Origin of the sequence: Variovorax sp. OK605 (assembly GCF_900115445.1) — a bacterium.
Classification (GTDB): Bacteria; Pseudomonadota; Gammaproteobacteria; order Burkholderiales; family Burkholderiaceae_C; genus Variovorax.
Map to the genome: position 1 here is coordinate 596,228 of NZ_FOWL01000002.1, position 25,191 is coordinate 621,418.

The 25,191-nt window shown below is 68.4% G+C and carries 26 protein-coding genes; 13 read left to right on the forward strand and 13 right to left on the reverse strand.

The window, feature by feature from the left end:
- Nucleotides 1-129: 129 nt before the first annotated feature.
- Genes BM013_RS07170 through ntrC form a run of 3 tightly spaced genes read left to right on the forward strand, consistent with a single transcriptional unit; the run spans nt 130 to nt 3,286 of the window.
- The gene (locus tag BM013_RS07170; RefSeq protein WP_093124614.1) at nt 130-636 is read left to right on the forward strand and encodes a hypothetical protein; all 507 of its coding nucleotides are present in this window, start codon (nt 130-132) and stop codon (nt 634-636) included.
- Nucleotide 637: 1 nt separating this feature from the next.
- Nucleotides 638-1,717, forward strand: a complete 1,080-nt coding sequence (glnL, locus tag BM013_RS07175) for a nitrogen regulation protein NR(II) (protein WP_093124616.1) — start codon at nt 638-640, stop codon at nt 1,715-1,717.
- A 27-nt stretch (nt 1,718-1,744) separates the two neighbouring features.
- Nucleotides 1,745-3,286 carry a nitrogen regulation protein NR(I) gene (ntrC, locus tag BM013_RS07180; RefSeq protein WP_093124619.1) on the forward strand — a complete coding sequence of 514 codons (1,542 nt, stop codon included), beginning with the start codon at nt 1,745-1,747 and terminating at the stop codon, nt 3,284-3,286.
- 57 nt (nt 3,287-3,343) lie between these two features.
- Here ntrC and BM013_RS07185 read toward each other — a convergent pair whose 3' ends face one another.
- Complete coding sequence (locus BM013_RS07185; RefSeq protein WP_093124621.1) at nt 3,344-3,871, reverse strand: hypothetical protein; 528 nt, start codon at nt 3,869-3,871, stop codon at nt 3,344-3,346.
- Between the two features lie 4 nt (nt 3,872-3,875).
- Complete coding sequence (gene xth / locus BM013_RS07190; RefSeq protein ID WP_093124624.1) at nt 3,876-4,661, reverse strand: exodeoxyribonuclease III; 786 nt, start codon at nt 4,659-4,661, stop codon at nt 3,876-3,878.
- 225 nt (nt 4,662-4,886) lie between these two features.
- Between xth and BM013_RS07195 the strand changes: the two genes are divergently transcribed.
- Nucleotides 4,887-8,066, forward strand: coding sequence for an EAL domain-containing protein (locus BM013_RS07195; RefSeq protein ID WP_093124626.1), 3,180 nt, complete (start codon nt 4,887-4,889; stop codon nt 8,064-8,066).
- A gap of 167 nt (nt 8,067-8,233) precedes the next feature.
- The gene (gene gdhA / locus BM013_RS07200; protein WP_093124629.1) at nt 8,234-9,577 is read left to right on the forward strand and encodes an NADP-specific glutamate dehydrogenase; all 1,344 of its coding nucleotides are present in this window, start codon (nt 8,234-8,236) and stop codon (nt 9,575-9,577) included.
- A gap of 25 nt (nt 9,578-9,602) precedes the next feature.
- Here gdhA and BM013_RS07205 read toward each other — a convergent pair whose 3' ends face one another.
- The 4 genes from BM013_RS07205 to BM013_RS07220 form a co-directional block, all read right to left on the reverse strand.
- Nucleotides 9,603-9,842 carry a hypothetical protein gene (locus BM013_RS07205; protein ID WP_093124632.1) on the reverse strand — a complete coding sequence of 80 codons (240 nt, stop codon included), beginning with the start codon at nt 9,840-9,842 and terminating at the stop codon, nt 9,603-9,605.
- A 165-nt stretch (nt 9,843-10,007) separates the two neighbouring features.
- On the reverse strand, nt 10,008-11,171 hold the full coding sequence (locus BM013_RS07210) for a phosphatase domain-containing protein (protein WP_093124635.1): 1,164 nt from the start codon (nt 11,169-11,171) through the stop codon (nt 10,008-10,010).
- Nucleotides 11,168-11,692 (reverse strand): dihydrofolate reductase, encoded by a 525-nt coding sequence (locus tag BM013_RS07215; RefSeq protein WP_093124638.1) that lies wholly within the window; start codon nt 11,690-11,692, stop codon nt 11,168-11,170. The genes BM013_RS07210 and BM013_RS07215 overlap by 4 nt, the downstream gene beginning before the upstream one ends.
- 4 nt (nt 11,693-11,696) lie before the next feature.
- Nucleotides 11,697-12,536, reverse strand: a complete 840-nt coding sequence (locus BM013_RS07220; protein ID WP_093124641.1) for a thymidylate synthase — start codon at nt 12,534-12,536, stop codon at nt 11,697-11,699.
- Between the two features lie 36 nt (nt 12,537-12,572).
- On the opposite strand from BM013_RS07220, the gene nthA reads away from it, so the two are divergent.
- Genes nthA through BM013_RS07235 form a run of 3 tightly spaced genes read left to right on the forward strand, consistent with a single transcriptional unit; the run spans nt 12,573 to nt 14,253 of the window.
- Nucleotides 12,573-13,226: a nitrile hydratase subunit alpha gene (gene nthA / locus BM013_RS07225; protein ID WP_093124644.1), complete on the forward strand. Its 654-nt coding sequence runs from the start codon at nt 12,573-12,575 to the stop codon at nt 13,224-13,226.
- Complete coding sequence (gene nthB / locus BM013_RS07230) at nt 13,223-13,888, forward strand: nitrile hydratase subunit beta (protein WP_093124648.1); 666 nt, start codon at nt 13,223-13,225, stop codon at nt 13,886-13,888. The genes nthA and nthB overlap by 4 nt, the downstream gene beginning before the upstream one ends.
- Nucleotides 13,885-14,253 (forward strand): nitrile hydratase accessory protein, encoded by a 369-nt coding sequence (locus BM013_RS07235; RefSeq protein ID WP_093124651.1) that lies wholly within the window; start codon nt 13,885-13,887, stop codon nt 14,251-14,253. The genes nthB and BM013_RS07235 overlap by 4 nt, the downstream gene beginning before the upstream one ends.
- A 147-nt stretch (nt 14,254-14,400) precedes the next feature.
- Here the strand turns inward: BM013_RS07235 and BM013_RS07240 are convergent, their stop codons facing one another.
- Together BM013_RS07240 and BM013_RS07245 are read right to left on the reverse strand one after the other, a co-directional pair.
- Entirely contained in the window at nt 14,401-15,828 is a 1,428-nt protein-coding gene (locus tag BM013_RS07240) for an FAD-binding oxidoreductase (protein ID WP_093124654.1), read from the reverse strand.
- Nucleotides 15,825-16,250, reverse strand: a complete 426-nt coding sequence (locus tag BM013_RS07245) for a DUF2069 domain-containing protein (protein ID WP_093124657.1) — start codon at nt 16,248-16,250, stop codon at nt 15,825-15,827. The genes BM013_RS07240 and BM013_RS07245 overlap by 4 nt, the downstream gene beginning before the upstream one ends.
- Nucleotides 16,251-16,325: 75 nt before the next feature.
- Here BM013_RS07245 and BM013_RS07250 point away from each other — a divergent pair, with 75 nt between their 5' ends.
- Nucleotides 16,326-17,537, forward strand: coding sequence for a YihY family inner membrane protein (locus BM013_RS07250; RefSeq protein ID WP_093124660.1), 1,212 nt, complete (start codon nt 16,326-16,328; stop codon nt 17,535-17,537).
- 21 nt (nt 17,538-17,558) lie between these two features.
- Here BM013_RS07250 and BM013_RS07255 read toward each other — a convergent pair whose 3' ends face one another.
- Nucleotides 17,559-17,897, reverse strand: a complete 339-nt coding sequence (locus BM013_RS07255) for an Mpo1-like protein (RefSeq protein ID WP_093124663.1) — start codon at nt 17,895-17,897, stop codon at nt 17,559-17,561.
- 102 nt (nt 17,898-17,999) lie between these two features.
- On the opposite strand from BM013_RS07255, the gene BM013_RS07260 reads away from it, so the two are divergent.
- The 3 genes from BM013_RS07260 to BM013_RS07270 are packed head-to-tail and all read left to right on the forward strand — an operon-like array spanning nt 18,000 to nt 20,075.
- A complete protein-coding gene (locus BM013_RS07260; protein ID WP_093124665.1) occupies nt 18,000-18,383 on the forward strand; it encodes a thioredoxin family protein in 384 nt (127 codons plus the stop codon).
- Nucleotides 18,384-18,394: 11 nt separating this feature from the next.
- The gene (locus BM013_RS07265) at nt 18,395-19,057 is read left to right on the forward strand and encodes an NAD-dependent epimerase/dehydratase family protein (protein WP_093124667.1); all 663 of its coding nucleotides are present in this window, start codon (nt 18,395-18,397) and stop codon (nt 19,055-19,057) included.
- A 28-nt stretch (nt 19,058-19,085) separates the two neighbouring features.
- Nucleotides 19,086-20,075, forward strand: a complete 990-nt coding sequence (locus tag BM013_RS07270) for a Bug family tripartite tricarboxylate transporter substrate binding protein (protein ID WP_256221410.1) — start codon at nt 19,086-19,088, stop codon at nt 20,073-20,075.
- A gap of 28 nt (nt 20,076-20,103) precedes the next feature.
- Here the strand turns inward: BM013_RS07270 and BM013_RS07275 are convergent, their stop codons facing one another.
- Together BM013_RS07275 and BM013_RS07280 are read right to left on the reverse strand one after the other, a co-directional pair.
- On the reverse strand, nt 20,104-20,910 hold the full coding sequence (locus BM013_RS07275; RefSeq protein ID WP_093124670.1) for an alpha/beta fold hydrolase: 807 nt from the start codon (nt 20,908-20,910) through the stop codon (nt 20,104-20,106).
- A gap of 1 nt (nt 20,911) precedes the next feature.
- Complete coding sequence (locus BM013_RS07280) at nt 20,912-22,222, reverse strand: O-acetylhomoserine aminocarboxypropyltransferase (protein ID WP_093124673.1); 1,311 nt, start codon at nt 22,220-22,222, stop codon at nt 20,912-20,914.
- 207 nt (nt 22,223-22,429) lie between these two features.
- Between BM013_RS07280 and BM013_RS07285 the strand changes: the two genes are divergently transcribed.
- A complete protein-coding gene (locus tag BM013_RS07285; protein ID WP_093124676.1) occupies nt 22,430-22,885 on the forward strand; it encodes a CBS domain-containing protein in 456 nt (151 codons plus the stop codon).
- A 175-nt stretch (nt 22,886-23,060) separates the two neighbouring features.
- Here the strand turns inward: BM013_RS07285 and BM013_RS07290 are convergent, their stop codons facing one another.
- Nucleotides 23,061-24,047, reverse strand: coding sequence for a Bug family tripartite tricarboxylate transporter substrate binding protein (locus BM013_RS07290; RefSeq protein ID WP_093125217.1), 987 nt, complete (start codon nt 24,045-24,047; stop codon nt 23,061-23,063).
- A gap of 8 nt (nt 24,048-24,055) precedes the next feature.
- Nucleotides 24,056-25,177: an adenosine deaminase family protein gene (locus BM013_RS07295; RefSeq protein WP_093124678.1), complete on the reverse strand. Its 1,122-nt coding sequence runs from the start codon at nt 25,175-25,177 to the stop codon at nt 24,056-24,058.
- Nucleotides 25,178-25,191: the final 14 nt, after the last annotated feature.

Here is a 25,191-nt window from a genome sequence, read left to right on the forward strand (position 1 = left end):
GCCTTCCGAGGGGATGTAAGTCGAAAGGACGGCCTCGGCCGTCCTTTTTCATGGGGGCGGAACATCTTGTCACCAGTGGCGTCGAATTGCACGAAAATGCGCCTTTGTCGCGCCATCCACCCGATACACATGAAGACTGCTTCTCTCATTTTCCTGGCCGCATCCCTGATCGCGCTGCCGGCGCTCGCGCAAGAACGCGTCTGGCGCTGCGGCAACGAATACACCAACAACGCCTCCGTGGCCCAGCAAAAGGGCTGCAAGCTGCTCGAAGGCGGCAACGTGACGGTCGTGCAAGGCACCAAGCCTTCGGGCGGCGGCTCCGCATCGTCGTCGGGCTCTTCCGCGGCGCGTGCGCCGGCCGGCAGCCCGCGCGTCGAAGGCGTCGACCAGCGTGCCCGCGACGGCGAGGCGCGCTCGGTGCTCGAGTCCGAGCTCAAGAAGGCCGAGTCGCGCCAGGCCGAGCTGCAGAAGGAATACAACAACGGCGAGCCCGAGAAGCAGGGCAGCGAAGGCAAGAACTACCAGAAGTACCTGGACCGTGTTGCCGAAATGAAGGCCGAGCTGGCGCGCAACGAGAGCGACATCGCCGGCATCCGCCGCGAAATCGGCCGCCTGCCCGTCAAGCAGCCCCAATAACATGGTGTTCGGGAAGAAGGCGAACGGCGCCAACCTGCGCTTCCAGTCCTTCGACCTGCTGTCCACGCTGATCGCGGTGGTCAACAGCGACGGCTCCGTGCTGTTTGCCAATGCAGGTCTCGAAGACGCACTGGGCACCTCGCGGCGCACGCTCGAGGGTTCCCAGTTCGGCGCATGTTTCCATGAGCCGCAGGTGCTGCGCACGGCCCTCGATGGCGCCAGCAGCAACGACTTTGCAACGCTGCGCTACGAGGCCTTTTTGCGCCGCGTGAACCACGAGCTGATGCCGGTGCAGGTGACGCTGGCGCACGGCGACAAGAAGGGCGAACTCATCATCGAGATGTCGCCGCTGGAGCAGCAGGTGCGCCAGGACCGCGAGGAGCGCCTCATCGACCAGGCGCAGGCCAACAAGGAACTCATCCGCAACCTCGCGCACGAGATCAAGAACCCGCTGGGCGGCATCCGCGGCGCGGCGCAGTTGCTTCAGATGGAGGTCGAGTCGCGCGACCTCATCGAATACACCCAGGTCATCATCCACGAGGCCGACCGGCTGCAGACGCTGGTCGACCGGCTGCTGGCGCCGCACCGGCGCCCGCACGTGGTGGGCGACGTGAACATCCACGAGGTGTGCGAGCGCGTACGCTCCGTCATCCTCGCGGAGTTCCCGCGCGACCTGCACATCGAGCGCGACTTCGACGTCTCGATTCCCGAGTTTCGCGGCGACCGCGAGCAGCTCATCCAGGCCACGCTGAACATCGCGCACAACGCGGCGCAGGCGCTGGCCGAGCGGCGCGCGGCGGGCGATGCGCAGATCACTTTCAAGACGCGGGTGGCCCGCCAGGTGATCTTCAACAAGCAGTGGTATCGACTGGCACTGGAATTGCATGTCATTGACAATGGACCGGGTGTGCCGGACACGATCAAGGACCGCATCTTCTATCCGCTCGTTTCGGGCAGGGAAGGCGGGACCGGGCTGGGATTGACGCTCGCACAAACTTTTGTGCAACAGCATCACGGCGTGATCGAGTGCGACAGCGTCCCGGGCCGAACCGATTTCAAGATATTGATACCGCTGCCCTAGCGCAGCACCCGGCAACAGAGGAGATGCATGAAGCCGATCTGGATAGTTGATGACGACCAATCGATTCGCTTCGTGCTCGAGAAGGCTCTGCTGCGCGAAGACCTCCCGACACGCAGCTTCACGAACACGCGCGAAGTGCTTGCCGCACTCGAACAGGCGGCCGACGACGAACAGCAAGGGCCGCAGGTCCTGGTGAGCGACATCCGCATGCCCGGCGGCTCCGGGCTCGACCTGCTCGACAAGATCAAGGCCAAGCACCCCGGCCTGCCCGTCATCATCATGACGGCGTTCTCCGACCTCGACAGCGCCGTCTCGGCCTTCCAGGGCGGCGCCTTCGAATACCTGCCCAAGCCCTTCGACCTGCCGCGCGCGGTCGAGCTCATTCGCCGCGCCGTCGACGAGAGCCAGCGCGAGGAAGTCGCCGAAGAGCGCATGGTCGCCGCGCCCGAGATGCTCGGCCAGGCCCCCGCCATGCAGGACGTGTTCCGTGCCATCGGCCGGCTCTCGCAGAGCAACGTCACGGTGCTCATCACCGGCGAATCGGGCTCGGGCAAGGAACTGGTCGCACGCGCGCTGCACAAGCACTCGCCGCGCGCCAACGGCCCGTTCGTGGCCATCAACACCGCCGCCATTCCGAAGGACCTGCTCGAGAGCGAACTCTTCGGCCATGAGCGCGGCGCCTTCACCGGCGCGCAGACCATGCGCCGCGGCCGCTTCGAGCAGGCCGAGGGCGGCACGCTGTTCCTCGACGAAATCGGCGACATGCCCTTCGACCTGCAGACGCGCCTGCTGCGCGTGCTGAGCGACGGCCATTTCTACCGCGTGGGCGGGCACAACTCGGTCAAGGCCAATGTGCGCGTGATCGCGGCGACCCACCAGGACCTGGAGCAGCGCGTCAAGCTCGGCGGCTTCCGCGAAGACTTGTTCCACCGCCTCAACGTGATCCGCCTGCGCCTGCCGGCATTGCGCGAACGCGGCGAAGACGTGCCCGCGCTCACGCGCCACTTCCTGCAGGTGAGCGCGCGTCAGCTCGGCGTGGAGCCCAAGCGCATTTCCGATGCGGCGCTGGCCAAGCTCGCGGCCTTCAGCTTCCCCGGCAACGTGCGCCAGCTCGAGAACATCTGCCACTGGCTGACGGTGATGGCGCCGGCGCAACTGATCGAAGCCAAGGACCTGCCGCCTGAAGTGATGGCCGGCGGTGCCGAGGTTCATGCGCCCATCCATGCGCCCGAGGCTCTGGCTGCCGCGCCGGTTCCGGCACCGCATCAACCGATGGCCTCGCCGCCGGTGGCGGGCGGCGAAGCGGCGCCTGCCGCGCATGCCGTCGCCGAAACCGCCGAAGCCCACGCGGGCGTCAGCAGCTGGGAGAGCGGCCTCGAGGTCGAGGCCCAGGCGCTGCTGGCGGCCGGCCGCACCGACGTCTGGGACGTGCTCTCGCGCCGCTTCGAGTCGAGGCTGATCCTCACGGCGCTGGCCAACACGCGGGGCCGCCGCATCGAGGCCGCGCAGAAGCTGGGCATCGGGCGCAACACCATCACCCGGAAGATCCAGGAACTCGGCATCGAATGAAAAAGGCCCTCAGGGCCTTTTTTCTTTTGGAGCGCTTCCGTCGACCTGCCGTTCTGTCTATCTGCTGCGCTGCCCCAGCGTCAGCGAGTCGATCTGGAAGTTGCCGCTCTTGTCCCAGAGCCACGTGTCCACGTAGGTGTGCGCGCCCAGCTTGCCCGGGCTGGGCAGCGGCGACGTGGCCTTGATCAGCTCCGCGATCATCGGCGCCACCTCGGGCGCGTGGCTCGGCGTGCGGCTGAAGCCCACGCGGACCACCTTGCCGGTCGCGTCGATGTCGGTCTCGACCACCACCACCGCATACACCAGCGGCGGAATCTTGCCCTTGTAGATGCGGCTGGCGTACTTGTTGTAGATGTGGCGCGCGCCGATCTTGCGGTAGGCCCGCACGGCGGGCGTCTGCGCGGTGATCAGCCGCACGGTGGCCACTTCGCGCCCGCTGCTCGAGGCTTCGTCGGCAGGCGATTCCGAAGTGGCCGCCGTACCGCTTTCCGCCTTGTCCGAAGGCTTCAGCAGCGAGCAGGCGGACAGCGCGAGCGCGGCCGCCACCCAAGCGAGGCGGCCTGCGGTGCGGGTGAGCGCGGCCATCGGCTCAGGCGCCCTGGTCGAGGTCGAGCACCACCGGCGCATGGTCGCTCGGCTTTTCCCACTTGCGCGGCACGCGGTCGATGACGCAGCCCTTCACGCGCGGCAGCAGCGGCTGGCTCACCAGGATGTGGTCGATGCGCAGGCCGCGGTTCTTCTGGTAGCCCAGCATGCGGTAGTCCCACCACGAGAAGCTCTTCTCGGGCTGCTCGAACATGCGGAAGCTGTCGGTCAGGCCCAGCTCCAGCAGCGCCTTGAAATGGTTGCGCTCCTCGGTCGTGTGGTGAATGGTTTCCTTCAGGCCCACGGGGTCGAAGCTGTCGCGGTCTTCGGGCGTGACGTTGAAGTCGCCCAGCAGCACCAGGTTCGGGTGCGCGGCCATCTCCTGGCGCACCAGCTCGTGCAGCGCCTCGAGCCACTTCATCTTGTAGGCGAACTTTTCAGAGCCCGGCTCCTGGCCGTTCACGAAGTAGCCGTTGATCACGCGCAGCGGGCCCGTGGGCGTCTCGACCGTGGCCGCGATCACGCGCGACTGCTCGTCGGCAAAGCCGCCGATGTTCTTCACCACGTCGCGCATCGGCGCCAGGCTCAGGATGGCCACGCCGTTGTAGGTCTTCTGGCCGAACACCGCGGCCTCGTAGCCGGCCGACTTGAGCACCTCGAGGGGGAACTTGTCGTCCGTCATCTTGAGCTCCTGCAGGCAGAGCACGTCGACCGGGTTGGCAATGAGCCAGTCGAGCACGTGCTGCAGGCGCGCGGTGAGGGAGTTGACGTTCCAGGTGGCGATTTTCATGGGGCTGTCGGCGTGCCGATCGTTTGGACGGCACTGGTTTCGTTGAGTCGGCGGACAGCTTAGCAAAGGGCCGCGGCCAGCATCCGAAAACCACGGCCCCGTTGCTACGCCTGGTAACCTCGCTCCGGCTTTTTCGGGTCCGACGGCGCGCATTCCGAACGATCTGTCGCGATCCGCGCAAAAGAGGCCTAAAGATTGCATGCATGAGCCCGATCCTGGAGGGATATGGTGCAATTCGTTACCCGTCGCCTGAGCCGGCTCAGCGTTGGCCGCAAGCTGCTGGTCATCTATCTGCTGGACCTGAGTGCCGTCATCTTCATCAGCGGCATCCTGATCAGCGAGAAATTCATCGCGATCGACTTCGGCCGCAAGGAGATGGCCGGCGCGGCCTACATCGACCGCATGCGCGAGACCCTGCTGGCCACCGCCGGCTGGCAGGGCGCCCATGCCGCGCCGCCACAGGCGCTGGAGCGGCTCGAGCAGCAGTACGGCGACGGCATGCAAAGCGCCGAGCTCAGCCGCCAGTTCAAGGACGCGCTGGCGTCGGTGCAGGAGGCCGGCCCCGCCGGGCGAGAGGCGGCTGCGCGCGCGGCGCTCGAGCAGGGGCGCGCGCTGGTCACGCGCATCGGCAACCAGTCGAACCTGATCCTCGACCCCGACCTCGACAGCTACTACACGATGTCGCTGGTGCTGCTGCGTTTTCCCGAGCTGCTCGAGCTGGGCTCCGACATGGCCGCGCGGCTGCACGCCCCCGGTGCGAAGGCGCTCGCGGCCACCGAGGCGCGCACGCAGTACTTCATCCTGGAAGGGCGCATCGACGCCATCGCGGCCAGCATCAGGAGCGACTACGCGGAGGCCTTCGCCGCCGCCAAGGGGCCGCTGCAGGCACGGCTCGAACCGTCGCGCGCGCGGCTGCTGGCAAGCATCGACGCCTTCCGGCGGGCCTCGCGCAACGTGCTGGAGTCGAGCGACAGCAGCGACAACAGTGGCAACAGCCGCGGCCTGGCCGCGTTCGACACGGCCCAGCAGGCGCTGTTCGGCGAGCTCGACAACGCCTGGTCCGGCGCCATCGGCGAGCTCGACGCCATGCTCACTTCGCGCGAGAAGGGCTTCTTCGCGCGCATGTGGCTGCACCTGGGCACGGCGCTCTTCCTGCTGCTGATGATCCTCACGGCGGTGTTCTACGTGGCGCGCCAGATCTCGCTGCCGCTGCGGCGGCTGTCGGGCGTGGTCGACACGGTGCGCCGCACCAACGACCACAGCCTGCGCGCGCACTGGGACAGCGGCGACGAGATCGGTTCGCTGGTGTTGGGCTTCAACGACATGCTCGCGCAGCTCGACCGCGAGCGCCAGGCGCAGCAGGAGCTTGCGGCCAGCGCCCGCGCGGCCGAGGCGCAGCGCGACCTGGTCGCGGCCATTCCGATTCCGCTGATGGTCACGGCCATTCCGAACCACGAGGTGCTCAACGCCAACCCCAGCGCGCAGGCCTGGCTCGGCGGCGTCACGCGCGACCCGTGGGCGCTGGGCGTGGCGCCCGGCGTGCGCTCGCGCTTCTTCCAGCAGCTGGCCGACCGCGGCGCCGTCGACGAGTTCGAGGTGCGCTGGCTCGGGGGCGCGGAGCCTTCGTGGGCCGTGCTGTCGGCGCGGCGGCTGGTCTACCACGGGCAGGACGCGCTGCTCACGGCCTTCACGCCCATCAACCACCTGAAGCTGATGGAGCAGCGGCTGATGCTCTGGGCCAAGGTGTTCGAGGCCTCCTCCGAAGGCATCCTGATCATCGACGAGCAGCACCGCATCCTCACGGTGAACCGGGCGCTGTGCCGCCTCACGGGCCACGACCTGGCCGACCTGGTCGGCGAGCCGCCCGAGCAGCTCATGAGCGACGACAGCATGCTGTTCGCCGATCTCTGGCCGGTGCTCGACCAGCGCGGCACCTGGCAGGGCGAGGTCAGCGTGCGCCGGCGCAACGGCGACTGCTACCCCGCGTGGCTGGTCGCCAGCGTGGTGCGCGACGGGCCGGAGCGCATCTCGCACTACATCTTCACCTCCATCGACGTGAGCGACCGCAAGCGCAGCGAGGCGCGCATCCGCTTCCTGGCGCACCACGACGTGCTGACCGAGCTGCCCAACCGCTCGCTGTGCATCGAGCGCCTGGGGCTCGCGCTGCAGCAGGCGCAGCGCAAGGGGCAGCGCGTGGGCGTGCTGTTCATCGACCTGGACCGCTTCAAGAACATCAACGATTCGCTGGGCCACCATGTGGGCGACGCGCTGCTGCGTTCGGTGGCCACCCGCATGAGCCAGGCCGTGCGGCCGGGCGACACCGTGAGCCGGCTCGGCGGCGACGAGTTCGTGGTGGTGCTCAACAACGTGGCCGACGGCGAGGAGATCCTGGCGCTGGTCGAGCGCCGGCTGATCCGGCTGATACGGCAGCCGCACGACATCGACGGCGCCGAGATCCATGTCTCGTGCAGCGTCGGCATCGCGGTCTATCCCGACGACGCGCAGGACATCGACGCCCTCATGCGGCATGCCGACGTGGCGATGTACCAGAGCAAGGCCAGCGGGCGCGACACCGCGCGCTTCTTCACGCCCGAGATGAACGAGCGCGCCCAGCATCGGCTGCAGCGCGAGTCCAGCCTACGCCACGCCATCGAGCGCAACGAGCTCAGCCTGCACTACCAGCCGCGCATCGACGCCCACGGCGGCGAGCTGATCTGCGTGGAGGCGCTGCTGCGCTGGCAGAGCGCCGAGCTCGGGCAGGTGCCGCCCGCGGAGTTCATCCCCATCGCGGAGGAGTCGGGCCAGATCGTGGCCATCGGCGCCTGGGTCATCGAGCAGGCCTGCGCGCAGCACGCCGCCTGGCGCCGCGACGGGCTGGGCGCGATCCGGGTGTCGATCAACATGTCGGCGCTGCAGCTGCGCGACGGCGACCTGGTCGAGGTGCTGCGCAAGGCGCTCGCCACCCACGGCGTGCCGCCGGGCGACATCGAGATCGAGCTCACCGAATCGACGCTGATGGACGCGGCCGAGCGCACGCTGGCGCAGCTGCATGCGCTGAAGTCGCTGGGCGTGATGCTGTCGATCGACGACTTCGGCACGGGCTACTCGAGCCTGAACTACCTCAACCGCTTTCCCATCGACAAGCTCAAGATCGACCGCTCCTTCGTCCACAACATGCTCGGCGACCCGACCGACATGGCGATCGCGCGGGCCATCATCGGCCTGGGCCACACGCTCGGGCTGCGCGTGGTGGCCGAAGGCGTGGAGCTGCCCGAGGAGGCCGACACGCTGCGCGCGGCCCGCTGCGACGAGCTGCAGGGCTACCTGATCGCCAGGCCGATGCCGGCCGCCCGGCTGGCGGGCTGGATCGAGCAGGAAAGCCGCATGGGTGCGACGGCGGCCTGAGCCTTTTTCCGAAAAACGACACGCCACTGTCTTCTTTGGGCCGCAGTGCAAGGCGCACGCGCTTTGTCTGCACCGTAATGGGGCTATGTGCCTCAATTTGGTTCTTCAATCCGGCAGAATGCAAGATCCGCATAACCTTATGCACCGATTTTGAACAAAGGATTGGAATGAAGCACGCATCCGTCGGGGGTTTCCTGGCCCATGTCGCCCAACGCAACCCCGGACAGCCCGAGTACCTGCAGGCCGTGACCGAGGTGATGGAAAGCCTGTGGCCCTACATCGAGCAGCACCCGAAGTACGTGGCCCACAGCCTGCTCGAGCGCCTGGTCGAACCCGAGCGGGTGCTGATGTTCCGTGTGTCGTGGGTGGACGACCACGGCGAGGTGCAGGTCAACCGGGGCTTTCGCATCCAGCACAGCCTGGCCATCGGGCCGTACAAGGGCGGCCTGCGCTTCCATCCGTCGGTGAACCTGTCGATCCTCAAGTTCCTGGCGTTCGAGCAGACCCTGAAGAACTCGCTGACCACGCTGCCGATGGGCGGCGGCAAGGGCGGCGCCGACTTCGACCCCAAGGGCAAGAGCCAGGGCGAGGTGATGCGCTTCTGCCAGGCCTTCGTGAGCGAACTGTTCCGCCACATCGGCTCCGACACCGACGTGCCCGCGGGCGACGTGGGCGTGGGCGGGCGCGAAATCGGCTTCATGGCCGGCATGGTCAAGAAGCTCACCAACCGCGCCGACTGCGTGTTCACCGGCAAGGGCCTGAGCTTCGGCGGCTCGCTGATCCGCCCCGAGGCCACGGGCTACGGCAACGTCTACTTCGCGCAGGAAATGCTCAAGCGCAAGGGCATCGGCTTCGAAGGCCTGCGCGTGAGCGTCTCGGGCGCGGGCAACGTGGCGCAGTACACGGTCGAGAAGGCCATGGCGCTGGGCGCGAAGGTGGTCACGGTGTCCGACTCCAGCGGCACCGTGATCGACGAGGACGGCTTCACGCCCGAGAAGCTCGCCGTGTTGATGGACGTGAAGAATCACCTCTACGGCCGCGTGAGCGACTACGCCGAACGCACCGGCGCGCGCTTCGTGGCCGGCGCGACGCCGTGGCACGTGAAGGTCGACGTGGCGCTGCCGAGCGCCACGCAGAACGAGCTCAACGAGGAAGACGCGCGCACGCTGGTGAAGAACGGCGTGGTCTGCGTGGCCGAAGGCGCCAACATGCCCTCGACCATGGAAGCCGTGAAGGTGTTCGAAGCCAATGGCGTGCTGTATGCGCCGGGCAAGGCGAGCAACGCGGGCGGCGTTGCCACCTCGGGCCTGGAGATGAGCCAGAACGCGGCGCGCCTGTCGTGGACGCGCGAGGAAGTCGACGGCCGGCTGCTGCAGATCATGCAGGGCATCCATGCCTCGTGCATGCACTACGGCGAAGGCAAGGACAAGCGCGTGAGCTACGTCGACGGCGCGAACATCGCGGGCTTCGTGCGCGTGGCCGACGCGATGCTGGCGCAGGGCGTCGTCTGACGGCGCCTGTTCACGCAGCGCCTGCTCAGAGTTCGATGAATGCCGAGGTGGCCTTGTTCAAGGCCAGCTGGCCTTTCACGGTGATCGATTCGACCTGGGCCAGCTGACGGATCGCGCGCGACTCGTGCGCGCGGTCCGACGGGGGAATGAAGGCCGTCACCAGCTGCGCCGCACGCAGCACGCGCAGCCTGTCGATGTCCGCTGGCGTGTGGACGACGTATGGCAATCTCTGCTCGGCGATGGTCCGAAGAAACTCCATGGACATGGGCCGTCTCCTTGGGTTTGAGGGCGTGAAGGACATTGTGCGCACAAACAATTAGCGCTGTCCAAACGCCGCCTAGACCCTGCGCGGCGCATGCCTTTCACACGCTTGTACCGAAGTTTTCATCTGCCGTCCGGTAGATCGGCGAGGTGCCGGTTTGTTTGCGGATCAGCTGCGTGCCGTGGCCGGCCAGGCGGTGGTGCCGGGCAGCAGGATGTGCCAGTACGCCGGGTCGATGCCCTCGAAGGTGGCGCGGTAGCGATCGGCGCGCCGGTCTTCACCGGTCACGTCGCGGATCACGATGGCGTCGATGCGTTGCGGGTGCGCGCGAAACGCCTGCGCATAGATCTCCGGATCGGCTTCGCCCGAGTCGCCCACCAGCACGAAGCGGCGCTGCGGAAACTCGGCCAGCAGCCGCTCGATCACGCCGAGCTTGTGCGTGCGCGAATCCTCGTCGCCCGGTACCAGCGTGCGCCATGTGGTGCTCTCGCGCAGGTGCATGCTGCCCGCGGGAAAGCCGGCGCTGGGAATGAAGTCCGACAGCGGCGGATACAGCTGGATCGGGCTTGCTGACACATAGTGAAAGCGCGTGTCGGGCGCCTTCGCCAGTTCGCGGTACCAGCCCGCCATGCGAGGCGCCGCCTCGAAGCGGCGCGAGAAGGTGTTGAGCAGCATCTCGCGGCGGTCGCGCACCTGCGTGTGCTTGATGGTGTCGTCGATGTCCGAGATCACCGACACGCCCTGCGCGGGCACGATCAGCGCCTGGCCGCGGAAGCGGTGCAGCAGCTCGCCCGGGCCCGTGACGCCATGGAACTGCACCCATTGCCCAGGCGCCGTAGCAGAGATGGAAGAGATGGACAGCAGCGGTGCATGCGGTGCATCGATGACGGTGCGCAGGTTGCAGCGCCCGTCCTTGCCCGAGGGCGGCATCGTGATGCGCGTGGGGCTGCCGTCGACATCGATGCCGATGACCTTGTCTTCTTCCGACTCCGCGTGGAACAGCGCCGTGCGCTGGTTGAAGCGCAGCCGCGCGGCGGGCGAGAGCTTCTTCAGGTTCAGGCCGAGGTAGCGCGCCAGCGCGGTGTTCAGGCCCCAGCGGTGCTCGCGCTCGAAGATCCATGCGTGAACGTCGAGCTCGAGGCGCCCGTCGGCCGTGGGGCGCGCTGTGCCGGTCATGAAGAGCGCTTCTTCGTCGGGCTCCAGCGCCTCGGGGGCGGCCTGCGCGGCGCGCAGCGGCGCCAGGCCGGCGAACAGCGCCACGCCCACACCCGCCACCACGGACCGTCGCCGCAGCGGCGGGGCGGGCGGGTGGTGCGGGTCGCGGAAACTCATTCCTGGGCGGTGGACGCGGCGCGCTCGTAGGTCACGAAGCTGAAGCCGATGCCTTCCTTGGCCGAGACATGCGACTCGCGCTGCGTTTCGCGCCAGGCGGCGGGGTTGAGCTCAGGCGCGTAGGCATCGCCTTCGTAGTCGCGCTCGAGCACGGTGACGACGGCGCGTTGCGCGAGCGGCTCGGCCTCGGCATAGATCTGCGCGCCGCCGATGACCCACACCTCCTGGAGCGCCGGTTGCGCGCAGGACGCGAACGCCTCCTGCAGGCTGCCCACGCGCTGTGCGCCTTCGGCCTGCCAGTCGGCCTGGCGCGTCACCACGATGTTCTGGCGGCCCGGCAGCGGCCGGAAGCGCGGCGGCAGCGAGTCCCAGGTCTTGCGGCCCATGACCACGGGCGCGCCGGCGGTCTGCTGCTTGAAGTGCGCCATGTCCTCGGGCAGGTGCCAGGGAATGGCGTTGCCGGCGCCGATCACGCCGTTGGCTGCGCGCGCGAAGATGAGGTTGATGCGGGGCGTGTTCATCGGCTCAAACCGCCACGGGCGCCTTGATCGGGTCGTGGTGCCGGTAGTCGAGCACCTCGAAGTCTTCGTACTGGTAGTCGAAGATCGACGCCGGCTTGCGCTTGATGTTCAGCGTGGGGTACGGGTAGGGCGTGCGGCTCAGTTGCAGCGCCACCTGCTCGGCGTGGTTGCTGTAGATGTGGCAGTCGCCGCCGGTCCAGATGAAGTCGCCCACGTCGAGCTCGCACTGCTGCGCCACCATGTGCGTGAGCAGCGCGTAGCTGGCGATGTTGAAGGGCACGCCCAGGAAGATGTCGGCGCTGCGCTGGTAGAGCTGGCAGCTGAGCTTGCCGCGCTCGCCCTCGGCCTGCGGCGGTGCCACGTAGAACTGGAAGAACGCGTGGCAGGGCATGAGCGCCATCTTCGACAGCTCGGCCACGTTCCATGCGCTCACGATGATGCGGCGCGAGTCGGGGTTGCTCTTCAGCGTCTTGATGACGTCGGCAATCTGGTCGATGTGGCCGCCGTCGGGCGTGGGCCAGCTGCGCCATTGCACGCCGTACACCGGGCCCAGGTCGCCGTCTTCGCGGGCCCATTCGTCCCAGATGGACACGCCGCGCTCCTTCAGCCAGTTGTTGTTGCTGGAGCCTGTCAGGAACCACAGCAGTTCCTGGATGATGGACTTCAGGTGCACCTTCTTCGTGGTGACCAGCGGGAAGCCCTCGTTCAGGTCGAAGCGCATCTGGTGGCCGAACACGCTCTTGGTGCCGGTGCCCGTGCGGTCGCTCTTGAACACGCCGTGCGTGTCGACGTGGCGCATGAAGTCTTCGTACTGGGAGCGGGTGGGGCGGGCGGGCGAGGTCATGTTGGGAATTTTACGGTCCGGCGCTAGCATCGGCCGATGACCGGTCATGACCACTCCCACGACCATTCCCACGCGCATCCGGACGACCACGGCGCGCTCGGCGAGATGGACCTGCGCGTGCGCGCGCTCGAAACCGTGCTCACGCAGAAGGGCTACATCGACCCCGCCGCGCTCGACACGCTGATCGACACCTACCAGACCCGCATCGGCCCGCGCAACGGCGCGCGCGTGGTGGCGCGGGCCTGGGTCGACCCGGCCTTTCGCGAATGGCTGCTGGCCGATGCCACGGCGGCCATCGCCTCGCTGGGCTACACGGGCCGCCAGGGCGAACACATGGTGGCGGTGGAAAACACCGGCGACCTGCACCACATGGTGGTCTGCACCTTGTGCAGCTGCTACCCGTGGCCGGTGCTGGGCCTGCCGCCCACCTGGTACAAGAGCGCGCCGTACCGCTCGCGCGTGGTGAAAGACCCGCGCGGCGTGCTCGCCGACTTCGGCGTGACGCTGCCCGAGGCCACGCGCATCCGCGTCTGGGACTCGACCGCCGAGGTGCGCTACCTCGTGATTGCGCAGCGGCCCGCGGGCACCGAAGGGCTGGGCGAAGACGAGCTCGCCGCGCTGGTCTCGCGCGATTCGATGATCGGCACGCGGCTGGTGGACGCACCGGTGCCACAGGGGAGCCCGGCATGAGCTACGACACGCAGGCCGACCTCGGCGGCCAGCCGGGCTTCGGCAAGGTCGTGCCGGAGGCCGAGGGCGAGCTCTTCCATGCCGGCTGGGAGCCGCGCGCGCTGGCGCTCGTGCTGGCCATGGGCGCGACCGGCTCGTGGAACATCGATGCGAGCCGCGCCGTGCGCGAGACGCTGCCCGACTACCGCGACCTGAGCTACTACCAGATCTGGCTCGGCGCGCTCGAGCAGCTGATGCTGCAGCGCGGCCAGATCTTTCCCGACGAGATCGCCGATGGCGAGATGCACCACCCGGCCGCGCCCGTGGCCCGCGTGCTGCAGGCGGCCAACGTGCCCGCCGTGCTCGCGAAGGGCTCGCCCACGGAACGACCCGAACCGGCGCCGGCGCGCTTCACTCTCGGCCAGCAGGTGCGCATGCACCTCGGCAAGGTCGACCATCACACGCGGCTGCCCGGCTACGTGCAGGGCAAGCGCGGCACCGTCGTGCATCTGCATGGCGCCCACGTGTTCGCCGACGCGAATGCACAGGGGCTCGGCGAGCAGCCGCAGTGGCTCTACACGGTGGCGTTCGACGAGGCCGAGCTGTGGGGCGACACCGCGCCGCGGCAGAACCTGTCGGTGTCTGTCGATGCGTGGGAAAGCTACCTGGAGGCCACCGCATGACGGGCGATCGCATGCCCCTCGCACCCGGCATGCCGCGCGATGCCGACGGGCCCGTGTTCAGCGCGCCGTGGGAGGCGCAGGCCTTCGCGATGACGCTCGCGTTGCATGAGCGCGGCCTGTTCACCTGGCCCGAATGGGCCGAGACGCTGGCCGCGCAGATCACGATGGCGCAGGCCGCGGGCGACCCGGACACGGGCGAGACCTATTACCGGCATTGGCTTGCGGCGCTGGAGACGCTGGTGGCCCGCAAGGGCGCGAGCTCGCACGACGAACTCGCGCGCTATCGGCATGCCTGGGACCACGCGGCGGATCGCACGCCGCATGGGCAGCCGATCGAGCTGCGCGGCGAAGACTTTCCGGCCTGAGCGTCTTGCCTTGCTCCTTCCCCCTTTGGGGGAAGGGGGGGGATGGGGGCAGCACCCAACGAGCGCAATGAATGGGTCGAGGCCGCCGTGCCCCCACCCCGACCCTCCCCCGGAAGGGGAGGGAGAAATACCCCGCGACCCCGCGCGCTAGACGCGGATCACCCGGCCCGGGTTCAGGATGTTCTTCGGGTCCAGCCCGCGCTTGATCGCCCGCATCATCTCCAGCGCCACCGGCGACTTGTGCTTCTCGAGCTTGTCGACCTTCAGCGAACCCACGCCGTGCTCGGCGGAGAACGAGCCGCCGAACTTCTCGACCGCGTCGTACACCAGCGTGTTGATGCGCTCTTCCTCGTTCTTCAGGAAGGCCTTGGTGTCGATGTTCTCCGGCGCCTGCACGTTGTAGTGCAGGTTGCCGTCGCCCAGGTGGCCGAAGTTCACGAGGCGCACGCCGTCGATCTCGCGCCTGAGCAGCGCATCGGTCTCTTCCACGAAAGCCGGAATGCGCGACACGGGAATCGAGATGTCGTGCTTGATGTTCAGACCTTCCTCGGCCTGCGCGAGCGGAATGCTCTCGCGGATGTGCCACAGCTGGTGCGCCTGCGTGAGGTTCTCTGCCACCACCGCGTCGGTCACGCAGCCGTCCTCGAAGGCGGTTTCCAGCAGCGCCTCGAAGCGCGCGCGGGCGTGGTCCTCGGACTCGTTGTCGGAGTTCTCCAGCAGCACGCAGTACGGCACCGCCTCGTCCTTGATGAAGGGCACGCGCAGCTGCGGCATGTGCTTGTCGACCAGGCTCAGCGCGAACTTGCCCATCACCTCGAAGCCGGTGAGGCCCGAGCCCAGGTGCTTGTGCGCCAGGCCCAGCAGCGTCACCGCATGGTCGAGCGAGGGCACGGCGGCCCAGGCGGTGAGTTGCGCGGCGGGCAGCGGGTAGAGCTTCATGGTCGCCGCGGTGATGACGCCCAGCGTGCCTTCGCTGCCGATGACCAGGTCGCGCAGGTCATAGCCGGTGTTGTCCTTGCGCAGGCCGCTGGTGCCTTCCCAGATCTCGCCCTGCGGCGTGACCACTTCCAGCCCCAGGCAAAGCTCGCGCGTGTTGCCGTAGCGAACCACCTGCGTGCCGCCCGCGTTGGTGGCCAGGTTGCCGCCGATGGTGCAGCTGCCTTCGGCCGCCAGGCTCAGCGGGAACAGGAAGCCGGCTTTCTCTGCCGTCTCCTGCAGCGTCTGCAGGATGCAGCCGGCCTCCACCGTCATGGTGAGGTTGGCGCCGTCGATGGTGCGCACCGTGTTCAGGCGCTGCAGGCTCAGCACCACCTGCGTGCCGCTCTCGTCCGGAATCGAGCCGACCGCCAGGCCGGTGTTGCCGCCCTGCGGAACGACGGCCGTGCCGGCAGCGGCACAGGCCTTGACCACGTCGGCCACCTGCTGCGTGGTGCCGGGGCGGACCACGGCCAGCGACTTGCCGCGCGCGCGCTTGCGCCAGTCCTGCTCGTAGGCCGTGAGGTCACCCTCGTTCAGTACGTGCGCGGCGCCGACGATGGCGCGCAGTTGGTCGATCAGGTCGGAAGAAGTGGTCATTGGGCAGAAGCCTCCAGTTGTCGGGCCGCGGCAGCGGTGGCCGCGGCCGCCTTGGCATGGCGCAGGCGCAGCCGCACATGCCATGCGCAGGCGGCGAAGAGCACGAGGCACAGCAGCACCTCGACCAGCGCGAGCGCCTGGCCCGTGCGGTTGATGTCGCTCCAGGCGCGCACCACGCCCTCGGTGAAATAGAGCCAGACCATCAGGCTGACCCAGCGGTAGGTGTACATGCGGTTCTTCCACAGGCCCGCCAGCGGAATGACCAGCGGCAGCACCTTCAGCGCCAGCAGCGAGCCGCCGGGGCGCAGCGGCGCCAGCCACAACTCCCAGGCCAGGCCCAGCACGATGAGGCCGAGCACGCTGCCCACGGCGGCCCAGCGGGTCGCGCGTACGGAGGAGGGCGGGAGAGGAGTGTCGGGCACGGTGGGGAGTGGACAGCGAGGAAAGAGAGGCGCGCCCGGCGGTCGGTGCCGGGCGCGACGAAAAGAGCGGATGGCATGATACCGGCCATGAATCGTCGGCAGCTTTGGAGGGATCTTTCGCGCTTTCCGTGGCGCAACACCGCAGCGGTGCTGGGCGAGCGTTTTCGCGAAGACAAGCTCGGCCTCACGGCCAGCAGCCTGACCTTCACCACGACCATTGCGATGGTGCCGTTCTTCACCGTGGCGCTGGCGCTGTTCACGGTGTTCCCGATGTTCGCCAAGATGCAGGGCCGCCTGCAACGCTGGCTCATCGAGAGCCTGATTCCCGAGAACATCTCGCGCCAGGTGCTGGGCTACCTCAACCAGTTCGCGAGCAAGGCCAGCGGGCTGGGCATTGCGGGCCTGGTCGTGCTGGTGATCACGGCCATTGCGCTGATCCTCACGATCGACAAGACGCTCAACAACATCTGGCGCGTGCGCACGCCGCGGCCCTTCGCGCAGCGGGTGCTCATCTATTGGGCAGCCATCACGCTGGGGCCGGTGATCCTGGCGGTGAGCCTGTCGACCACCTCGTACGTGGTCTCGGCCACCAGCGACGTGGTGGGGCGCGGCATGGTGAAGCTGTTCTTCGACACCTTCGAGTTCGCGCTGCTGGCGGTGGGCATGGCGTCGCTGTACCACTACGTGCCCAACACCAACGTGCGCTGGTCGCATGCCTGGGCCGGCGGCATCTTCGTGGCGGCGGCCATCGAGATCGCCAAGCGCGTGCTGGGCTACTACCTGAGCCTGGTGCCGACCTATTCGGTGCTGTACGGCGCGTTCGCCACCTTCCCGATATTGCTGGTCTGGATCTACGTGGCCTGGGTGATCGTGCTGCTCGGCGCGGTGATTGCGGCCTACCTGCCGAGCCTGCTGACGGGCGTGGCGCGGCGCGGCGGCGCGGCGGGCTGGCCGCTGCAGCTGGCCATGGAAACGCTGCAGCACCTGGCCCGCGCGCAGGCCACGCCGGCCAAGGGCATGGGCGCGACCGAACTGGTGACGCGCATGCGGGTCGACGCGCTGCAGCTGGCGCCGGTGCTCGAGACGCTGGTGGCGCTCGACTGGATCGGGCCGCTGGCCGAAGAGCCCGCCAACGAGGACCCGCGCTACGTGCTGCTCGCCGACCCGTCGACCTCGATCGAGCCGCTGCTCAAGGAACTGATGATGCCGCGGGCCGAGCCGCTCGAAGACCTCTGGCAAAAAGGCCCGTTGCGCACGCTGCGCCTGGGTGACGTGCTATTGATCTAGGAGCGAATGAGCGGGCGGCGGCTAGATCTTCACCCGGCCGAGCCAGATGTCGCGGTACATCGTCCAGTCGCCCATGAACGAGTACAGCGGCCGCTTGAACGAGGCCGGCTTGTTCTTCTCGAACCCGAAGTGCCCGACCCAGGCGAAGCCGTAGCCCGCCACCAGCCCGGCCAGCAGCCACCACGGGTTGAGCGTGACCACCAGCGCCACCAGGCACAGCAGCGACAGCGTCGAGCCCGCGAAGTGCAGCCGGCGGCAGGTGCGGTTGGCGTGCTCGGTCAGGTAGAACGGATAGAACTCCGCAAAGCTCTTGAAACGTCGCGGATCGACTGCAGATCCTGGGGCGGTCGTGGTGTTCATGGTGCGAGCCTCCTGTGCCCTTTCAGGAGGGCTTGGCCATAATAGCCACGACGTCCCGATGGCACCATCCGGCCCTTCCTTCCCACCTTCGACGCATCGACCTTGAGCGCACTCCTGAGTACCACCGAATCGGCCGGGCCCGCCAGCGACGCGCTGTGGGTCGTGTGCCTGTGCGCCGAATGGTGCGGCACCTGCCGCGACTACCGGCCGCTGCTCGAGCAGGTGGCGCGCGCGCATCCGCAGCTGCGCTTCGCCTGGGTCGACATCGAGGACCACGCCGACATCGCCGACGCCTTCGACGTCGAGACCTTCCCCACCTTGCTGGTGGCGGGCGCCGAGGGCACCCGCTTCCTCGGCCCGCTGCTGCCGCATGCGGAAACCCTCTCGCGCATGCTCGGTGCGCTGCAGCCGCCCAAGCCGTCGAGCCTCGACGTCGATCTGCTGCTGGCGGTGCTCGACAAGAAGCCGACCGTCTTCGCGGTCTGACCGGAACCTTCATGAAAATCCTGATTTTTGGCGCCACCGGCATGGTGGGCCAGGGCGTGCTGCGCGAGTGCCTGCTGGCGCCCGATGTGCAGAGCGTGGTCGCGGTCGGCCGCAACCCCACGGGGCAGCAGCACGCGAAGCTGCGCGACCTGGTGCACAAGGACATGTACGACTACAGCGCCATCGAGCCGCAGCTGCAGGGCTTCGACGCCTGCTTCTTCTGCCTGGGCGTGTCGTCCGTCGGCATGAAGGAGCCCGAGTACAAGCGCATCACGTACGACCTGACGCTGGCCGCGGCCACCGTGCTCGCGCGGCTCAACCCCGGCATGACCTTCACCTACGTGACGGGCGCCGGCACCGACAGCAGCGAGCGCGGCGCCAGCATGTGGGCACGCGTGAAGGGCGCCACCGAGAACGCCTTGCTGCGCCTGCCGTTCAAGGCGGCCTACATGTTCCGCCCCGGCATGATCCAGCCGCTGCACGGCGTGCGCTCCAAGACCCCGCTGTACGACGCGGCCATCGTCGTGCTCAAGCCGGTGCTGGGGCTGGCCTACCGGTGGTGGCCCCACAGGGTGACGACCACCGAGAAGCTCGGCCGCGCGATGCTGGCCGTGGCGCGCAAGGGCGCGCCGAAAGTGGTGCTCGACCCGGCGGACATCAACGCGCTGGGCTGAGTTGCGTCCGCGGGCAAATCTTCTTTGCTTGCTGGCCAGCCTGCTGGTCCTGGGCGCCTGCGCGGCGCCGGGCGCCCACGCGCAGGCCCAGGCCCGTGCGCAGGCCCCGGTGAACGACACCTGGCCGCAGCGGCCGATCCGCATCGTGGTTCCCTTTTCGGCCGGCGGCGGCAGCGACATGGTGGCCCGTGCCTTCGCGCAAAGCCTGTCGGCGCAGTTCGGCCAGCCGATCGTGGTGGAGAACAAGCCCGGCGCGGCCACCGTCATCGGCACGCAGTCGGTCGTGCGCGCCGTGCCCGACGGCCACACGCTGCTGCTGTCCGCCTCCACCAGCTTCAGCATCAACCCCGCGCTGCGCAAGCAGCTGCCGTACGACCCGTCGCGCGACCTGGCACCCATTGCCATCGTCGCGCGCACCTCGCTCGCGCTGGTGGTGGGGCAGAAGGCGCCTTGGCACTCGCTGTGCGAGGTGATCGCGGCCGCCAGGGCGCACCCCGGGCGCATCCGCTACGGCACCTTCGGCCCCGGCTCGGGTCCCCACCTGGCCGGCGAGATGCTCGCGACGGCCGCGGGCGTGCGCCTGCAGGACGTTCCGTACCGCAGCACCGGCCAGCTCGTGGTGGCCCTGGCCAACCGCGAGGTCGACCTGGGCATCGAGGTGGCCGGGGCGCTCGCGCCGCAGGTGCAGGCCGGCAGGATGCGCGCGATCGCGGTGCTGGGCAGCGAGCGCTCGCGTGTCTTCCCCGAGGTGCGCACGCTGGCCGAGCACGGGCTGCGCGAGGCCACTTTCGAGGCCTGGTTCGCTCTGGCCGCGCCGGCCGGCACGCCGCCACCCGTGCTCGACAGGCTCTCACGTGCCGTGGCGGTGGCCGCGAGCGACGCCGGTGTGCAGTCGGCCTTGCGCGCGCAGGGCATGGAGCCCGTGGCGGTCGGCGCGGCGGCCTTTCGCCAGGAGGCGGAGCGCGAGATCTCGCGCTACCGCGTCGAGGCCGATCGGGCCGGCATCTCGCTGGACTGAAAGCCAGGGCCTCTTGGGGCCCGGGCACTCACAAGGTCATGAAGTCGCGCAGCGCGAACAGCACCTCGTCGGGCGCCTCGCTCATCAGCGCGTGGCCGGCGTGCACCGTCACCACCTTGGCGTTGCGCGCCTTGGCCACCAGCGCCTTGGTGGCGCGCGGCGGCGTCATCTGGTCGGCGTCGCCCAGCAGGAACAGCACGGGGCACTGCACCTTTTCCATCGCGCCTTCGCCGTTGGCGTAGTCGTTGCAGGCCTTGAAGCCGATGTGGAACACGTTGGCCTCGCGGTTGCTCGCCAGCACGCGGCGCATCAGCGCGCGCGAGCTGCCGTAGAGCCAGGTGCCCGGGCCGAGCGAGGAGGGCGGCGGCGCCAGCAGCGAGTGCGAGAAGGTGTTGACCATGGCAATCGCGCGCTGCGGGTCGCTCACCGAGCTTTCGAGCAGCGCGGGCGACACCACCATCGGGTAGGCGGTGCCGACCATCGCGAGCTGCGTGATGCGGTCCGGCGCGCGCGCCGCGGCTTCCAGCGCAATCAGCGAGCCGAAGCTGTGGCCGACCAGCGCGGCCTTGTGCACGCCCACCGCGTCGAGCAGCGCAATGACGAACTGCGCCGCCTCTTCCACGCTGGCCGGTGGCGCGCCGGCGCTCTTGCAGTGGCCGGGCAGGTCGACCGCGAGCACGTTCCAGCCGTGGTTGGCGAACCAGCGGCTCTGCAAGATCCACACGCTGTGGTCGTTCAGCACGCCGTGGATGAACACGACCGTGGGCTTGGCCGCATCGAAGGTCTTGCCGCCGGTGTAGCAGTAGGTGGTGTGGCCGTTGACGCTGTAGTTCATCTCAGGCACCCGCCTTTTCCGCGGCCTTCAGGGCGCGCTTCAGGTCGTCGATCAGGTCGGCCGGGTCTTCCAGGCCGATCGACAGGCGAATCGTGCCCTGCGAGATGCCCGCGCCCGCCAGCGCCTCGTCGGTCATGCGGAAGTGCGTGGTGCTGGCCGGGTGGATCACCAGGCTGCGGCAGTCGCCCACGTTGGCCAGGTGGCTGAACAGCTTGAGCGTCTCGATGAAGGCCTTGCCCTGCGCGCGGCTGCCCTTGATGTCGAAGCTGAACACCGCGCCCGCGCCGCGCGCGCCGTGGCGCAGCAGCTTCTGCGCGAGCGCATGGCTCGGGTGCGACTCGATCAGCGGATGCCCCACGCGCGACACGAAGGGGTGCGTGGCCAGGAACTCGACCACCTTCTGCGTGTTGTCGATGTGGCGCTCCATGCGCAGCGGCAGCGTCTCGATGCCCTGCAGGATCAGCCAGGCCGTGTGCGGGCTCATCGACGCGCCGAAGTCGCGCAGGCCTTCGCGGCGCGCGCGCAGCAGGAACGCGCCGACCGTGCTTTCCTCGCTGAACACCATGTTGTGGAAGCCGTCGTAGGCCTGCGTCAGTTCGGCGAACTTGCCCGACTTCTCCCAGTCGAAGCTGCCGCCGTCCACCACGATGCCGCCGATCACGGTGCCGTGGCCCGACAGGAACTTGGTGGCCGAGTGGTAGACCAGGTCGGCGCCCCAGTCGAAGGGCTTGATCAGGTAGGGCGAGGTGAGGGTCGAGTCGACCAGCAGCGGCACGCCGGCTTCGTGCGCGATGTCGCTCACGGCGGGAATGTCGAGCACGTCCAGGCCGGGGTTGCCCACCGTCTCGCCGAAGAACAGCTTGGTCTCGGGGCGCACCGCGGCGCGCCAGCCGTCGAGGTCGCCGGGCTTCACGAAGGTGGTCTCGATGCCGAAGCGGCGCATCGTGTAGTGCAGCAGGTTCTGCGAGCCGCCGTACAGGGCTGTGCTGGCCACGATGTGCGAGCCCGCGCCCATCAGCGTGGCCACCGACAGGTGCAGCGCGGCCTGGCCGCTGGCGGTGGCGATGGCGCCGATGCCGCCTTCGAGCGCCGACACGCGTTGCTCCAGCACCGCGTTGGTCGGGTTGCTGATGCGCGAATACACGTGGCCGGCGCGCTCCAGGTTGAACAGTGCCGCGGCGTGGTCGCTCGACTCGAAGACGAAGGACGTGGTCAGGTGGATCGGCACCGCCCGCGCGCCGGTGGCGGGGTCGGGCGAGGCGCCGGCGTGCAGCGCGAGGGTGTCGAAACCGGGGTCGGAATATCCGGGCATTGGGGCCTTTCTCAATTTTCTCGGTTGTCTCTTGGGTCGCTTCGCAATGCCCCGTTACGTCTGCAAATCATGCGTGCGCGACAGGGGCGTGCAGGTCGGCGTCGATTGTGGGCTATATTCAAAAAAGGCACCCCGCCGACACCGCTTCAGACATAGCCCAGAGATTGCTCACAGCGAGCCGAGATTGAGTCCCGAGAGGAGCACACGATGAAAGTCAGCGACATCCTTCGCGTCAAGGGCAATACGCTCTTCACCATCACGCCAGACGACCAGCTGGCAGAGGCCGCCAACACCATGGCGGAAAAGGACATCGGTTCGCTGGTGGTCATGGAACACGGCGACCTCGTCGGCATGCTCACCTTCCGCGAGGTGATCGTCGCCGTCGTCAACAACGGCGGCCAGATCGGCACCACGCTCGTGCGCAAGGCCATGGACGACGCCCCCGTCACCTGCACGCTGGAAACCGACCTCGACGAGATCCGCCGCATCATGCTGGAGCGCCACGCGCGCTACATGCCCGTGATGGACAAGCGCATGCTCATGGGCGTGATCAGCTTCTACGACGTGGCCAAGGCCGTGGTGGACAGCCAGAACTTCGAGAACAAGATGCTCAAGGCCTACATCCGCGACTGGCCGGCGGAAGACGAGAGCAGCACCGGCTGAGCCGAGACGGCCGGGCGCAAGGCCCGGCCTCATGCAAGAGCACCCAGACACCGAGAGACGCCGAGGAACGGGCTCTGCCGGGCCTCGGGCCTCGGGCCTCGGGTGTCGCCCCCGGCAGGGGCTGGCGAAGCGGCACGAAGCGATGCGAAGTGCGCGCAGCCTGGGGCGAGCCTGGCTACTCCTTGATGTTCGCGGTCTGCACGATCTTCTGGTTGCGTGCGTATTCGGCCTGAACGAACTTCGAGAACGATTCCGGCGTGCCGCTGCCCGGCAGCGCGCCTTGCTCCATCAGCTTGGAGCGCACGCCTTCCTCCTGCAGCACCGCATTCAGTTCCTGGTTGATCTGCGCGACCACGGCCGGCGGCGTCTTCGCGGGCGCGAAGATGCCGGTCCAGCTCACCATGTCGAAACCCTTCAGGCCCGGCATCTCGTCGAAGGTCGGCACGTTGGGCAGCGAAGGCAGCCGCTTGCTGCTGGTGATGCCCAGCGCCTTCAGGCGCTTGCCGTTCACATGCGGAATGGCGCTGGTGCTCACCAGCATCGCCAGGTCGACCTGGTCGCCGATCACGTCGGTGGCAATCTGCGCGCCGCCGCGGTAGGGCACGTGCGTCACGAAGATGCCGCTGCGCTCCTTCAGCAGTTCCATGGCCAGTTGCAGCACCGTGCCCACGCCCGAGGTGGCGTAGTTGTACTTGCCGGGCCTGGCCTTGGCGAGCTTCACGAAGTCGGGGAAGGTTTGCGCCTCCAGGCCGGGGCGCGCCACCAGCACCATGGGCGCGGTGTTCAGCAGGCCGACCGGCGCCAGGTCCTTCAGCGGATCGAAGCGGAAGGCCGTCGGGTTGACCAGCTTGCCGATGGCGATGGCGCTGTCGGGCCCCACCACCAGCGTGTAACCGTCGGGCGTGGCGTTCACCGCCTTGGCCACGCCGATGGCGCCGCCCGCGCCGCTCACGTTCTCGATCACCACCGACTGCTTGAGCCGCTCGCCGAGACGCTGCGCCACCAGCCGCGCGTTGACGTCCACGCTGCCGCCGGCGGTGTACGGCACGATCAGCGTGATGGGCTTGGCCGCGGGCCACGCCTGCGCGAGGGTCACCGAAGGCAGTGCCGCGCAGAGTGCGGCGGCTGCGGTGGAAAGAAGCAGGCGGCGGGGCGTGTGCATGGCGGGGTTCATCCTTGGTGATCTTGGGAAGGGGCGGGGTCTTCGGGCAGGCGCGCGCGCAGGGAATCGAAGGCATCGCTCCATTGCGTGCGCCATTCGCGGCGCTGGGTGTCGTCGATCCATGCGCCGTCGAGGCCGTTGTGCATGAAGCCGCGCAGGTCGTCCAGGCCGAAGCCGAAGTCGCGCACCATCATCAGCCAGGCCTGCGTGGGCGTGACCTTGTGCAGCGTCGGGTCGTCGGTGTTGGGGTGGATGCGCAGGCCCAGGCCGGGCATGCGGCGAATCGGGTGGTCCAGCGCCCAGCGCTCGGGCGGCAGGGTGCGCAGGTAGTACGAGTTGGTGGGCACCACGGTGAACAGCACGCCGCGCTCGGCGCACTCGCGCGCGTAGTCGGGCTGGTCGACCACCGTGTAGCCGTGGTCGATGCGGTCGACCTGCAGCACGTCGAGCGCGGTGCGCACGTTGGTCCAGGGCATGCCGAACTCGCCGGCATGCGCGGTGGTCTTCAGGCCGGCCTTCTTCGCGTTGGCATAGGCCTGCGTGAACAGTTCCGGCGGGCGGTCGTTCTCGCGGTAGTCGATGCCGATGCCGATCACCTCGTCGCAGCGATGCGCCTTGACCCACTCGACCATCTCCACGGCCGCCTCGGCGCTGGCCTCGCGGTCGATGGCAGCGATCAGGCGCCCGGCGATGCCGAACTCCTTCTGCGCGTCGTGGATCGCGCGGACGATGGCGCTCTGCGCCAACGGGTACGCAATGCCCGAGCCGTGCACCGTGCCGGTCGGGTTCCAGAAGAACTCGGCATGGCGCACGTTGTGCGAGGCCGCGTCCTGCAGGTATTCGAGCGTCAGCTGGTACAGGTCGCCGGCGCTGCGCACCAGCTGGGCGTCGAGCGCGCGCAGCACGCGCAGCACGCCGACCGGCTTTTCGCCCCGCGTGTAGAAGCCTTCGATCTCGTCGGCCGCCAGCGGCGCACCGGCGCGCAGGTTGAGTTGCTTGAAGGTCTCGTGGCGCACCGTGCCGAACAGGTGGCAGTGCAGCTCGACCTTGGGGATCGCGCGCAGCATCGCTTCCAGCGTGAACACTGGCGCGGGCGTGTGGTTCGCCGAAGGGCTCGTGGGGCTGTTCATGCGCGCAGTCTAGT